Annotated in this window: 10 protein-coding genes; 2 read left to right on the forward strand and 8 right to left on the reverse strand. The window is 72.3% G+C overall.

All coding sequences use genetic code 11. From position 1 onward, the window contains the following. Positions 1–311: 311 nt before the first annotated feature. On the forward strand, positions 312–2,555 hold the full coding sequence (locus ACIP4Y_RS09860; protein ID WP_401390143.1) for an MMPL family transporter: 2,244 nt from the start codon (positions 312–314) through the stop codon (positions 2,553–2,555). Positions 2,556–2,670: 115 nt separating this feature from the next. On the opposite strand, the gene mgt is transcribed toward ACIP4Y_RS09860, so the two are convergent. From mgt to ACIP4Y_RS09880, 4 genes are all read right to left on the reverse strand, one after another. Then, on the reverse strand, positions 2,671–3,885 hold the full coding sequence (gene mgt, locus ACIP4Y_RS09865; protein ID WP_401390146.1) for a macrolide-inactivating glycosyltransferase: 1,215 nt from the start codon (positions 3,883–3,885) through the stop codon (positions 2,671–2,673). A 77-nt stretch (positions 3,886–3,962) separates the two neighbouring features. After that, positions 3,963–5,243, reverse strand: coding sequence for an ABC transporter substrate-binding protein (locus ACIP4Y_RS09870; protein ID WP_401390149.1), 1,281 nt, complete (start codon positions 5,241–5,243; stop codon positions 3,963–3,965). Beyond that, positions 5,243–6,112: a carbohydrate ABC transporter permease gene (locus ACIP4Y_RS09875; RefSeq protein WP_401390152.1), complete on the reverse strand. Its 870-nt coding sequence runs from the start codon at positions 6,110–6,112 to the stop codon at positions 5,243–5,245. Before ACIP4Y_RS09875 ends, ACIP4Y_RS09870 begins: the two co-directional genes overlap by 1 nt. Beyond that, entirely contained in the window at positions 6,109–7,041 is a 933-nt protein-coding gene (locus ACIP4Y_RS09880) for a carbohydrate ABC transporter permease (RefSeq protein ID WP_401390155.1), read from the reverse strand. The genes ACIP4Y_RS09875 and ACIP4Y_RS09880 overlap by 4 nt, the downstream gene beginning before the upstream one ends. A 170-nt stretch (positions 7,042–7,211) precedes the next feature. Between ACIP4Y_RS09880 and ACIP4Y_RS09885 the strand changes: the two genes are divergently transcribed. Continuing rightward, positions 7,212–8,075 (forward strand): phosphotransferase enzyme family protein, encoded by an 864-nt coding sequence (locus tag ACIP4Y_RS09885; protein WP_401390158.1) that lies wholly within the window; start codon positions 7,212–7,214, stop codon positions 8,073–8,075. 31 nt (positions 8,076–8,106) lie between these two features. Here the strand turns inward: ACIP4Y_RS09885 and ACIP4Y_RS09890 are convergent, their stop codons facing one another. From ACIP4Y_RS09890 to ACIP4Y_RS09905, 4 genes are all read right to left on the reverse strand, one after another. After that, complete coding sequence (locus tag ACIP4Y_RS09890; RefSeq protein WP_401390161.1) at positions 8,107–8,832, reverse strand: 3'-5' exonuclease; 726 nt, start codon at positions 8,830–8,832, stop codon at positions 8,107–8,109. Positions 8,833–8,934: 102 nt separating this feature from the next. Next, positions 8,935–10,173 carry an SAV2148 family HEPN domain-containing protein gene (locus ACIP4Y_RS09895; RefSeq protein ID WP_401390163.1) on the reverse strand — a complete coding sequence of 413 codons (1,239 nt, stop codon included), beginning with the start codon at positions 10,171–10,173 and terminating at the stop codon, positions 8,935–8,937. Positions 10,174–10,289: 116 nt separating this feature from the next. Then, positions 10,290–11,630 (reverse strand): copper amine oxidase, encoded by a 1,341-nt coding sequence (locus ACIP4Y_RS09900; RefSeq protein ID WP_401390165.1) that lies wholly within the window; start codon positions 11,628–11,630, stop codon positions 10,290–10,292. Between the two features lie 53 nt (positions 11,631–11,683). After that, the gene (locus tag ACIP4Y_RS09905; protein WP_401390168.1) at positions 11,684–12,496 is read right to left on the reverse strand and encodes a Tat pathway signal sequence domain protein; all 813 of its coding nucleotides are present in this window, start codon (positions 12,494–12,496) and stop codon (positions 11,684–11,686) included. Positions 12,497–12,624: the final 128 nt, after the last annotated feature.

Below are 12,624 nucleotides of genomic sequence, written 5' to 3' on the forward strand. Positions count from 1 at the left end.
TGCGCGAAACTCTCGCTGATCAGCGGGGTGCGGATCAACTCCGCCACACAGCTGTGACGTGTCCAACAAACTTTCGCAATGACAAACCGGGAGCCCTGGCGGCGGATCGGACACCGGGCCCCCTGAGAGCCGCCCCCGAGAACCGGCGATAGATGTAAGGGGCCGTCGTCCTCCCCAGCGGTGATCCGGCCACCGCGCAGTTCACCGGACAGTACGACGAGACGTTCTTATCCGGCCCCTACCGTCGAATCGAACAAGCACAGAGGTGACGGCAGGGGGCCGTCACCGCACACGAGGGGGGCAGACCCGTCATGGGGAACACTGAGGTGCGGGTGCGGGGGCTGGCCGCCCGCGCCGGCGGCTGGAGCGCCCGGCATCGCTGGGCGGCCGTCGGCATATGGGTGCTGTTCGTGGTCCTGGCGATGGGGCTCGGCTCCGCGGCGGGCCGCGTCGACGTGGACCAGAGCGACCAGCTCAAGGGCGAGACACACACCGCCGCGAAGATCATCGAGGATGCCGGGATCAAGGAGCCGGCCGGCGAGACCGTGCTGATCCAGGGGAGGACCGGCACCGTCAAAGCCACCGGCGCCGAGTTCCGCGCGGCCGTCGCCGACGTCGTCAAGGCCGTCGAGGGCACCGGCAAGGTCACGGGCGTCACCTCGCCGTACGACACGCACACCATCTCCCGTGACGGGCGCACCGCGTTGGTCCAGTTCGACCTGCGCGGTGACGCGGAGACGGCCGCCGACCGGATCGAGCCGGTGCTGAACGCCGTCGCCGGGGTGCAGAAGGACCACGCCGGCCTGCGGATCGAGGAGATCGGCGGCGCCAGCATGCAGAAGCAGTACAAGGACGCCTTCGGGGACGACTTCCAGCAGGCCGAGTACTCGGCGGTGCCGGTCGCCCTCGGCATCCTGCTGATCGCGTTCGGCGCGCTGGTGGCCGCGCTGCTGCCGGTGGCCCTGGCGATCACCGCGATCATGGCGACGATGGGCCTGATGGGTCTGGTCAGCCACCTCCAGCCGATGAGCGACACCGCCAACTCCGTGATGCTGCTGGTCGGTATGGCCGTCGGCGTCGACTACTGCCTGTTCTACCTGCGCCGCGAGCGCGAGGAGCGGGCCGCCGGCCGGGACGCGGGCACCGCGCTGCGGATCGCCGCCGCCACCAGCGGCCGGGCGATCGTCGTCTCGGGTGTGACGGTGTGCGTGGCGATGGCGGGCATGCTGTTCACCGGGCTCGCCGAGTTCGAGGCGATGGGCCTGGCCTCGCTGATGGTCGTGGCGGTCGCCATGGTCGGCTCGGTCACCGTGCTGCCCGCGCTGCTGTCGCTGCTCGGCGAACGGGTCGAGAAGGGCCGCATCCCGTACCTGCGCCGCCGCCGGCGCACGGGGAGCGGGGACAGCCGGTTCTGGTCGGCCGTGCTGCGGGGTGTGCTGGCCAAGCCGCTGCTCTCGGTCGTCGTCGCGGCCGGCGCGCTGCTGGCGATCGCCGCGCCCGCGCTCGGCATGAAGACCCAGCAGCTCACCCTGGACCAGGAGTTCGGTGACTCGCTGCCCATGGTGCAGACCTACAACCACCTCAACGACGCCTTCCCGGGCGGCAGCGAGCCCGCTCAGGTCGTCGTCAAGGCCAAGGACATCAACGCCCCCGACGTGCGGCAGGCACTGGCCGACTTCCGCAAGCAGGCCATCGCCTCGGGCGCCTCACGCGGCCCGGTCGAGGTCAAGCTGTACGACGCGCAGAACGTCGCCCTGGTGTCCGTGCCGCTGGTCGGCGGCTCCGACATGGACCGGGCGACGAAGAGCCTGGAGAAGCTGCGCGACGAGGTGCGGCCCGCCACCCTCGGCAAGGCCGACGGCGTTGAGGCGCCGATCACCGGGCAGGTCGCGGGCAACCACGACTTCAACGACCAGCTGATGGGCTCCGTCGTGCCGGTCTTCGCGTTCGTGGTCGTCTTCGCCTTCCTGCTGATGCTGCTGTCGTTCCGTTCGCTGACGGTCGCGATCACGTCGATCGTGCTGAACCTGCTGTCGGTGGCCGCCGCGTACGGCATCCTCGTCGCCGTCTTCCAGCACGGCTGGGGAGCCTCGCTGGTGGGCGCGGAGGGGGTCGGCGCGATCGTCACCTGGCTGCCGCTGTTCCTCTTCGTGATCCTGTTCGGGCTGTCGATGGACTACCACGTGTTCGTGGTCTCGCGGATCCGCGAGGCCCGGATGCGCGGCCGTACGACGAAGGACGCGATCCGGCACGGCGTGGTCACCACGGCCGGGGTCGTCACCAGCGCCGCCGTCATCATGGTCGCCGTCTTCGCCATCTTCGGCACGCTGTCCATGCAGTCCATGAAGCAGATGGGCGTGGGCCTGGCCGCGGCGGTCCTGATCGACGCCACGATCATCCGCGGGGTGCTGCTGCCGGCGGTGATGGCGCTGCTGGGCGAGCGCAACTGGTACCTGCCGAAGTGGCTGCACCGGCTGCCGGACCTCACCCACGACGAGGCGCCGGAACAGGCCGCGTCGCCGGTGACCGACCGGGGCGAGCGGCTGACCGTCTGACCCCGCACGCCGCCGCAGGGCCCGCCGGTTCCCCCGTGGGGACCGGCGGGCCCTGTCCGCGCTCCCACCGCCGTCCTCCACAAGGCTCGTACCGCGGCGTACCTCCTACGGCCGGCTACCGCCGGGCGCGGCCGGGGAGTTCGGCCTCGATGAGGTCGGCCGCCCGCCGGGTGCCGCCCTCCTGGGCCATCTCCGCCTGCACCTCCTTGAGCCGGCGGGCCACCTCCGGGTCGTCCACCAGGGCGAGCGCGGCTTCCCGGAGCCGGCCGGCGGTGGCCTCCTCGGCGGGCAGGTGCCGGGCGACCCCGAGCCCCTGGAGCATCTCGGCGTTGCCGAACTGGTCGACGGCCTGCGGTACGGCGATCATCGGCGTGGCGGTGGCGAGCCCCTCCTGGCTGCCGCCGGCGCCCGCGTGCGTGACGAACAGGTCGGCCTGCCGCAGGATCGCCAACTGCGGGACCCAGCTGTGCACTTCCACCTGGGCCGGTACGTCGCCCAGCTCGTCCCGGGTCACTTGCCGGCCCACCTGGAGGACGACGTGCCAGCCGGGCAGGTCCGCGAAGGCGCGCACGCACTCCCGGTAGAAGGCGGGCTGCTTGGTGAAGGACGAACCGAGGGAGACCAGCACGACCTTCTCCGCGTCCGCGGGCCGCTGCCAGTCGCCCTCGCCGGCGCGGTCGCCCTGGCAGGCGCCGACGAAGGTGTGGACGCGTTCGTCGACCCGGTCGGCGTGCGGCTGGAGGGCCTTGGGGATGAGCACCAGGGAGCGTGCCGGGCGGCCGGTGAAGGGGTCCGGGTGCCGGGTGATGCCGTTCTCGGCCAGCCAGGCCTGGAACCGGGCGTAGTACGCCCGTCCGCGCTCGGTCTGCCGCGGCTCCTTCCACATCGGCTCGGCGACCTCCTCCTCGTAGCCCTCCCAGGCGACGAGGTTCGGGGAGAGGGAGATCGCCGGGACGCCCCAGCGGTGGGCGAGGACACGGGCCGGGTAGGAGGTGATGTCGTGCAGGACGAGGTCGGGGATGTCGCCGGCGTAGGCCTCCGCGAGTTGCGGGAGCGCCTGGATCGCGTCGTCCAGGAACGGCTCGACGTTGTCGAGCAGGGTGGTCCCCCAGGCGTCGGGGTCGGCGTCGGGTCCGGGCAGCGTGGAGGTGTAGAGCACGGGCCGGGCGCCGGTGGCGGCCACCTTGTCGGCCAAGGCCGGCGGGATGGCGTAGGTGACGCGGTGGCCGCGGGCGACGAGTTCACGGATCACCTCCATGCTGGGGTTCACATGGCCGTGGGCGGCGATGGAGAACATGGCGATATGGGCGGGTGCGGTCGCAGAAGGCATACCGTTGAGGCTGGGTGAGACGATACGTCTCGTCTAACGCTTTTCCGTGCACCGCGTCACCTCCCGGAGGCGACCGCTCAGCGCTGGTAGCGGGCCAGCACCAGGTTGCCGTCCCTTTCGAGGCGCCGGCGCAGCTCTGCGAGGCCTATCGCGCCGCTGTAGTACTCCTGGTAGGCCGGGGTGGCCACCTTGTCCTTCCATTCCGGGTAGCCGCGCACGGACTGGGCGGGTGCCGGACGCAGCCGGGCCGCCAGGGCGGTGCCGGTGGCCCAGCCGTACTCGGCGGTGTGCAGGGCCGGGTCCTTCAGGGCCTGGGTGCCGGTGGGCAGCATCCAGTCGCCGAGGGCGAGGCGGACCATGTTCCGCGGCCGCAGCAGGAAGTCGATGAACGCGACCGCCTCCTTCTTGTGCGGGCAGTCGGCGGACACGGACAGCGTCTGCGGGCTGACACCCTGGGCGGGCCCGTCCGCACCGGCCGGGGCCGGCAGCACCGTCCAGCGGAAGCCCTCGGGCGCCTGCTGCACGATCTGCTGGCGGTAGGAGAAGCCCAGCGGGACCATCGCGTACCGGCCGGCGAAGAAGCCGGGCAGGGTGTCCGAGCCGCCGCTGCCGAGCGTCGAGGCGGGCGCGCTGCGGTCGAGGACGACCTGGTCGCGGATGGTGCGCGGTACGACCGCGTCCCCGGCCGTGAAGCGTACGGTGACCTTGCCGTCCGCGCCCCGGTGGAAGAGCCGCCCGCCCGCCGACAGGGACAGGTTGAGCGTGGCGGAGACGGGTTCCTTCAGCGGCCAGGCGACGCCGTACCGCCCCGGCCCGCTCAGCCGCTTGGCGACCTGCCTGAACTCCGCCCAGCTCCAGGGGCGTTCGGGCGTCGGTATGCGCACCTTCGCCGCGCGCAGGCGGTCGGCGTCGGCGATCAGCACCCGGGGCTCCTGGAGGAACGGCACGCCGTAGACACCGTGTCCGAAGGTGGTCGTCGCCCAGCCGGCGCGCGGGATGTCCGACCGCAGCCGGGCGGGCAGCAGCCCGGTCAGGTCGGCGAGATAGCCGCCGTAGGCGAAGTCGGCCAGGTCGTCGGAGGCGTCGTGGATGACGTCCGGGGCCTCACCGCCCTCGAAGGAGGTGAGCAGCTGGTCGTGCACGCTGTCCCAGCTTCCCTGGACGTACTCGACCTTGACGTCGGCGTGGGTGGCGTTCCACTCCCGCACCAGCTCCCTGTTGGCGGTGACGGACTCCTGCTGCCAGGCCAGGGACTGGAAGCGCAGGGTGATCGGGCCGCCGTCCGTGCGGCCGCCCGAGGAGCAGCCGGCGAGGAGGAGCAGGAGGACGACGAGCGCCGTGGCGATTGTGGTGCGCATCAGCTCTTCACCGCCCCGGCGAGCAGGCCGCCCGTGATCCGCCGCTGGACGAGCGCGAAGACGGCGACGGAGGGCAGGGTGGCGAGGAACGCGGCGGCGGCCAGCGGGCCGAGGTCGGCCACACCCTCCGCACCGATGAAGTGGGTGAGGACGACCGGGAGGGTCTGCTTGCCGGGGCTCTTGAGCAGCACCAGGGCGAAGAAGAACTCGTTCCACGCGGTGACGAAGGTGAACAGGGCCGTCGCCGCGATGCCGGGGCCGAGCAGCGGCGCCGTCACCGACACCAGCGTTCTCAGCCGGCCGGCCCCGTCGACGGCCGCCGCCTCCTCCAGCTCGACGGGTACCGCACGGACATGGCCGACGAGCATCCACAGCGCGAACGGCAGCGCCCACACCACGTACACCAGGACCAGTCCGGTCAAGGAGTCGATCAGCCGCAGGTTCTTCAGCACCAGGAACAACGGGATGATCACCAGCACGAACGGGAACGCCTGGCTGACCACCACCCACCCCGTGGCGGCCCGGGCCAGCCGGGTGCGGTGCCGGGCCATGACGTAGGCCATCGGGGTGGCGATCAGTACGGCGACGACGGCGGTGCAGAACGCCACCAGCAGCGAGTTGAGGGCGGCGCGCGCCAGCGGCTGCTCGGCGAAGGCCTGCCGGACGTTGGCCAGGGTCGGGTCGCGCGGGATCCAGGCCGGGTGCAGGCTGCCCAGTTCGCGCGGGGGCTTCAGCGCGGTGGACAGCAGCCACAGCAAGGGGAAGGCCAGGAACAGCAGGTAGCCGAGGAGGGCGGTGTACTGTCCGGCGCGGGCGGCGCGGCGGGTCCGCGAGGTCCGCGGCGTGCGGGGGGTCTGCGGGGTCCTCATGCGGTGTCACCGCCTCGCAGCCGGCCGGCCAGGAACACCGCGAGCAGGACCGAGACCACCGCGACGAGCACGCAGCCCATCGCCGCCGCGTAGCCGAACTGGCCGTAGCGGAAGGCCTCTTCGTAGGCGAAGAGCATCGGCAGCCGGGTCCTGCCGCCGGGTCCGCCGCCCGTGAGCACGTAGACCAGGGCGAAGGAGTTGAGGTTCCAGATGAGGTTGAGCGCGGTGATGGCGAGGGCCACCGGCCGCAGCGCGGGCCAGGTGACGGCACGGAAGCGGCGCCAGGCGCCCGCGCCGTCGACGGCCGCCGCCTCGTGGAGTTCGCGCGGGACGTTCTGCAGTCCGGCGAGCAGCGCGACCGTGGTCTGCGGCAGGCCCGCCCAGACGCCGACGACGATCACCGCGGGCAGCGCGGTGGCCAGGCCGCTCAGCCAGTCCCGGCCCGCGCCGAGGCCGAGGTCGCGCAGGGTCTCGTTGAGGACACCGGCGTCCGGGTTGTAGACCAGCCGCCACATGATGCCGACGACGACCTCGGGCATCGCCCAGGGCACGATCGCGAGGGCGCGGGCCAGGCCGCGCAGGCGTAAGTCCTGGTTCAGCAGCAGGGCCAGGCCGAGCGCCAGCAGGAACTGCGGCACGGTCACGCCGGCCGCCCAGACCAGTCCGATGCGGAACGACTCCCAGAAGAGGGTGTCGTGCAGCAGGTCCCGGAAGTTGAGGACGCCGATCCACCGGGTGACGGCCGTCCGGCCGGACTGGGCGTCGGTGAAGGCCAGCAGGATGCCGTAGAGCAGCGGGCCGACGCTCAGCAGGAGGATCGGGATGAGGGCGGGCAGGACCAGGAACCAGGAGCCGTGGCCGGCGACCCGGCGGCCGGTCGGCCCGCGTGCTGCCGCCGGTGATGTCCGCGCTTCGGCCACTGATGTCACGGAATCAGCCCCTTTGCCTGCGCCGGTTGGCGTGTTCATGGTCGTGAAGGCCCGGTACCTCGTCAAGGGCCCGCGCACGGCGGCCGACCTGTGCGAATGCGAGACTGGCCGAGGACGAGGACCGGAGACCGGACAGGCACGGCACGGGAAGACGGCACGGAGGCACGAGGATGGACGAGGCATCCGCACGGGACGTACTGGCCGCGGCGGGAGTGCTGCCGGGCCCGGCCCGGGACGCGCGGCTCCTGGCCCTCGGCGAGAACGCGGTGTTCGCGGCCGGCGATGTGGTGGTGAAGGTGGGCCGGGACGCCGAACTGCTGGCGCGGGCCGAGCGCGAGCTGGCCGTCGCCGGCTGGCTGGCCGAGGCCGGCGTCCCGGCGGTCCGGGCCGCCGAGCCGAAGCCGCTGCTGGTGGACGGCCGTCCGGTGACCGTGTGGCACCGGCTGCCGGACCCCGTACGGCCCGCCGAGCCGCGGGACCTGGCCGGACTGCTGCGCAGGGTGCACGCACTCCCCTCTCCTCCCTTCGGCTTGCCGCCCCGCGACCTGCTGGGCGGTGTGGAACGCTGGCTGCGGCTCGCGGGCGACGCGATCGACCCGGAGGACGCGGCCTACCTGCGGGCGCGCCGCGACGGCTTCGCGGCCCAGGCGGCGGCGCTGACGCCGCGTCTGACGCCGGGTCCGATCCACGGCGACGCGCTGCCCCGCAATGTGCACGTGGCGCCGGACGGGCCGGTCCTGGTCGACCTGGAGACGTTCTCCGCCGATCTGCGCGAGCACGACCTGGTGGTCATGGCCCTCTCCCGCGACCGCTACGGGCTGCCCGCCCAGGCCTACGACTCCTTCACCGAGGCGTACGGCTGGGACGTGCGCGAGTGGGAGGGCTGTGCCGTGCTGCGGGGCGCCCGGGAGACGGCGAGCTGCGCGTGGGTGGCCCAGCACGCCCCGAGCAACCCGAAGGCGCTGGCCGAGTTCGAGCGCCGGGTGGCGTCGCTGCGGGACGGGGACGCGACGGTGCGGTGGTATCCCTTCTGAGGGCCACGGCACGTCCGCGGCCGGCAAGCGGTTATGCGGGCTGGCCCTCGGTCAGCTCCCGCAGCGGCCATGTGCCGTCGACCACCGCGTCCGCCTCCCCCTTGCGGCGCAGGAACGCCTGGAAGTCGGCCGCCCAGTCCGCGTACCACTCGATCTGCCGCTGGTGCAGCTCGGCCGGGCCCAGGGACGCGATCTTCGGGTGGCGCTCGGCTATCGCGGAGGCGAGCCGCGCCGCGGCGAGGGCGTCGGCGGTGGCGTTGTGGGCCGCGCCGAGGACTATGCCGTACTCGGCGCAGACCGCCTCCAGGTTGCGTTTGCCGCGGCGGTAGCGGTCGACCCAGCGGTCGATGGTGTACGGGTCGATGACCGGGGCGGGGCGGGCACCGCCGAGCCGGTCGGTCAGCGACGGCAGCTCGTACCGCCGCAGTTCGGCCGAGAGCAGGGTGAGGTCGAAGGCCGCGTTGTAGGCGACCACCGGGACACCGGTCTTCCAGTGGGCGACCAGGACGTCCGCGAGGGCGTCGGCCACCTGGTCGGCCGGACGGCCCTCGGCCGCCGCGCGTTCGTTGCTGATGCCGTGGACGGCGACCGCGTCGGCCGGGATCTCCACGCCCGGATCGGCCAGCCATTCCCGGCGCCCCATGGGCTCGCCGGCCCTGACCTCGATCACGGCAGCCGTGACGATCCGCGCCGCATGCGGATCGGTCCCGGTCGTCTCCAGGTCGAAGCCGATCAGCAGCTCCCGGTGCCAGCCCATGGGCGGCCCCCCTTCTTGGTGGTGCTTTCCCCCAGTGGCTTCCACCATCGCACGCGGCACTGACAATCCGAGGACTGCGTTCCGCTTGCCGGCACGGACAGTTCAGGACACCGGGCGCGAATCCGCCCACGCCAGCTCGAATTCCTCGCGGTACGTCGGGAAGAGTCCGGCTTCACCCACGTCGTCCGACTTGACCAGCTTGCTGCCGTTGCGGAGCACCAGCACCGGCGACTCCATCCCCCGCGCCCCGCGCAGATAGGACTGCACCACGCCGATCCCGTCGGCGCCGTCGCCGTCCACCAGGTACGCGGTGAAGCGGGGCGTCTCGTCGTACACCTGGATCTCGAACGCGCCCGGGTCGCGCAGCCGGGACCGCACCCGGCGCATGTGCAGGATGTTCATCTCGACCGAGCGGCTCAGTTCGCCCCGCTTCATCCCGAGTTCCCGTTCGCGGCGCTTGACCGAGCTGGAGGCCGGGTTGAGGAAGAGCAGCCGCACCCGGCAGCCGGACTCGGCGAGCCGGACCAGGCGCCGCCCGGAGAAGTTCTGCACCAGCAGGTTGAGGCCGATGCCGATGGCGTCGAGCCGGCGGGCGCCGCCGAAGATGTCCTCGGCCGGGAACTGGCGCAGCAGCCGCACCCGGTCGGCGTGCACCGCGACGACGTCGGCGTACCGGTCGCCGACCAGGTCCTCGACCGCGTCGACGGGCAGCCGGCGCGCCGAGGGGACGTCCCCGCCCGCGCCGAGCATCTCCAGCAGCCGGGCGGAGGCCCGCTCGGCCTGGCCGAGGACCGCCTCGGACAGGGCCCGGTTGCGGGAGACGACGTTGCGCGTCACCTCCAGTTCGTCCAGGGCGAGTTCCAGGTCCCGGCGCTCGTCGAAGTACGGCTCGAAGCACGGCCAGTGCTGCACCACGAGCTCGCGCAGCTGCGGCAGGGTGAGGAAGCTGAGCACGTTGTCGTCGGCCGGGTCGAGCAGGTAGCCCTTGCGGCGGCTGACCTCGCGGACGGCGACCGCGCGCTGCACCCACTCCTGCCCGGCCGGACCGGCCGCGGCCACCACCCACTCGTCGCCGTGGACGGGCTCGTAGATGGGCCGCAGTACGGCCGCCACGACGGCGCGCAGCCGCTGTTCGACGAGGTTCAGCCAGATGTAGGCCCGGCCCGCCCGCTGGGCGCGGGTGCGCACCTCGCGCCAGGCGTCGGCGTCCCAGTCCAGCTCCGGCCCGATGGATCCCGCGTCCATCGGCCGGGCCAGGGACACCGCGCCGGGCGGGACGTCTGCGGAGTTCCCCTCGTGACCCTCGTCACCAGGAGGCAGCTCCAGCCCTCCCGAGCCCACCCGTGCACCGCCTTCCGCTCCCCCGGGCCTTTCCCGTCTCAACGATCAAGGAAGGGTACTCCGCAAGCGGTCGGCGGTGCAGCCGGATGGGCAGGTCGGTTTCCCGACTGCTCAGCTCAACTAAGCTGTTCCCAGTGCCCGTTCTGCCATGCCAGTTCCTTCGGAGTGAGCGGATTCATAGCCGTGACGTCCCGTGGGGCGATGGAGAAGCCCTGCCAGTGCACGGGCATGGGCTGCTGGTCCTCGTCCCGGGCGATGTGGTGGAAGCCGACGTTCATCCAGACCACCGGGTGAGTGAGGCTCTGGCCGTTGACCCACTGGTCGACGGACTTCGGGTGACCGGTGGCGCAGGCGAGGTTCTTGCTGGCGAACAGTTCGCACTTGTCGTACTCGGTCACGTACATGTCGTGCTTGGTGAAGTCGCGCCCCGGGTACTTGGTGGTGGGCCCCGGAACCAGCTCGTACGAACGGGCGTGCCCGTCCTTGTTCTTGCCGGTCGCGCTGACCACCCGCCACCAGCGGTAGGCCTTGTAGTCACCGGCGAGTTCCTTGGTGACCTTCGTGCGGGCGGTCTTGGCGGTCGGGCCCTCCTGCGTGCCGGAGGGGGCGCTGACGGTCGAGTCGTACTGCTCGACCTTCGTGCCGGACGAGCCGTCCAGGCCGAAGTCCAGCCGCCAGAAGACGTTGTGGCTGTGGCTGGTGGAGTAGTCCCGGGCGCCCTTGCCGATCGGCCAGCCGCGGCCGTCCTGGGCGTTGTAGTCCTCCCAGGACAGGCTGCCGGTCGCACCGACGTTCATGGTGATCGTGCCGTCGTCCTGGAAGCGCCACTCGCTGATGTACTCGTACCAGCCGACCTGGTTGACGGTGTAGACCAGCAGGTCCTTGCCCTGCTGCTGGTAGGTCCTGCCCGACTGGAAGAGGTCGTGCATCCGGTAGGCGTGACCACGCGAACGGGTGGTGGTGCACAGCCCCTTGACGTTCGGGTGGCGCGGGTCGCCGTCGGGGACCTTGACGGTCTTGATGGTGCCGCCGGGGCACTCGCCGGGCGACAGGTCCATCAGGTCCTGGGCGAAGGTCTGGCCCGTCAGGTCGTAGTACTCGTGCTTCCCGTCGTCGTACGGGACGTGGATCTGGCCGAGTCTCGCGCTGTTGAGGACCTTGATCGGCTTGTTCTCGCCCTTGGGCTGGTAGGAGACGTTCTGCAGGACGAGCCCGGCCTTGCTGTCGTAGCCCCAGCACATCCGCCAGGTCGTGCCGGTGGTGAGTTTCTGCTCGATGGTGTGGGCGGCGCTGCAGCCGGGGGCCGCCGCGGGCGCGGTCCGCGGCCGGGCCGCGGCCGGGCCGGCGACCGTCGTGGCGCCGGCGGCCAGCGCCGCGAGGGACAGGGCGACGGCCGCGCTCTTGCGGGCGGCACGGCCGAGGCCCCGCGCGCCGCCGGTCAGGTGCTTTTCGGGCATGAAGAGGTGACTCCCTTGCCGGAGGTTCGGTGGGAAAGGCGGGCGGCGGCCGGTCAGCCGCGGTCGAGGGCGGCGGCCTTGCGGGTGCTCAGGTCGATCACCAGGTCCCTGGTGTCGATCCAGGGCCCGTTGCGGACCTTGGTGAACAGGCGCACGCACCGGTGCTCGCCGCACCGGTCGAGCACGGCGGGCTGGGCGCCCCGCGAGGCCTCGTAGATCCCGCCGCTCAGCTCCAGTTGGTCCGGTGAGGTGAGTTCCTTGCCGGTGGCGTCCTTGTAGTCCGCCTTGAGGCCGGCGCCCAGCGGGCCGGCGATCAGGATCCGGGCCGCCTCGGCGCTCTCCGCGCGGGTCGGCGGCGGCTGGACACCGCGCCGGGTGCCGGTGTGCTCGACCTTGCCGGTACTCAGGTTGACGGTCTTGGTGACGAGTGTGTCGTGCCTGTAGTCGTAGAAGGTCACGTCGGCCCGCCGCGGCGCGTCCGGGTCGTCGGCCTCGGCCGCCTCGGGCTCGGCGAGGTCGGTGCTCAGCCGCTGCGGTCCGCGGTCTCCGGCGACGTCCCGGCCCGTGGCCGAAAGCCGTCCGGCCTCGGCGATCTTCTCGACCCGCCGGATCTCGTCGTCGGTGAGCGGATCCCGTCCGGTGCCCCGCTTCGCCTCGGCGGGTGCCTGCTCGACGACGCCGGGCGGTGCGGCGTCCTGGCCCTGCCCGGACTGCCGCGCGGCCCGCGTACCGCCGCCGGCCCCGCCGGAGTCGTCCGCGCCCGCCGTGCCCGGCAGGGTGACCGCGACCATGGCGGCGGTCCCCGCCGCCGCCAGGGCCGCGCCGGTCAGTACTTTGCCCAGATGACGGTGGACTTTCTCGCGCACATCTTCCCCCTGCTCCCCTTGGTCCCCGGGATTGCGTGTCTGCCCCGCTGGTTCGGCGTACGGCGGGTACCAGAACCGCCGTGCGCACTGGTCACCGGATAAGAGGGCGGGTGAGCCACGGGAGGTTG

It is taken from the genome of Streptomyces sp. NPDC088810 (assembly GCF_044750305.1).
GTDB lineage: Bacteria > Actinomycetota > Actinomycetes > Streptomycetales > Streptomycetaceae > Streptomyces.

Bases quoted from the DNA above. Each gene is read 5' to 3' on its own strand.
- ACIP4Y_RS09900 (WP_401390165.1), bottom strand. From the start codon at position 11,630: ATGCCCGAAAAGCACCTGACCGGCGGCGCGCGGGGCCTCGGCCGTGCC.
- ACIP4Y_RS09860 (WP_401390143.1), top strand. From the start codon at position 312: ATGGGGAACACTGAGGTGCGGGTGCGGGGGCTGGCCGCCCGCGCCGGC.
- ACIP4Y_RS09870 (WP_401390149.1), bottom strand. From the start codon at position 5,243: ATGCGCACCACAATCGCCACGGCGCTCGTCGTCCTCCTGCTCCTCCTC.
- mgt (WP_401390146.1), bottom strand. From the start codon at position 3,885: ATGCCTTCTGCGACCGCACCCGCCCATATCGCCATGTTCTCCATCGCC.
- ACIP4Y_RS09890 (WP_401390161.1), bottom strand. From the start codon at position 8,832: ATGGGCTGGCACCGGGAGCTGCTGATCGGCTTCGACCTGGAGACGACC.
- ACIP4Y_RS09885 (WP_401390158.1), top strand. From the start codon at position 7,212: ATGGACGAGGCATCCGCACGGGACGTACTGGCCGCGGCGGGAGTGCTG.
- ACIP4Y_RS09875 (WP_401390152.1), bottom strand. From the start codon at position 6,112: ATGAGGACCCCGCAGACCCCCCGCACGCCGCGGACCTCGCGGACCCGC.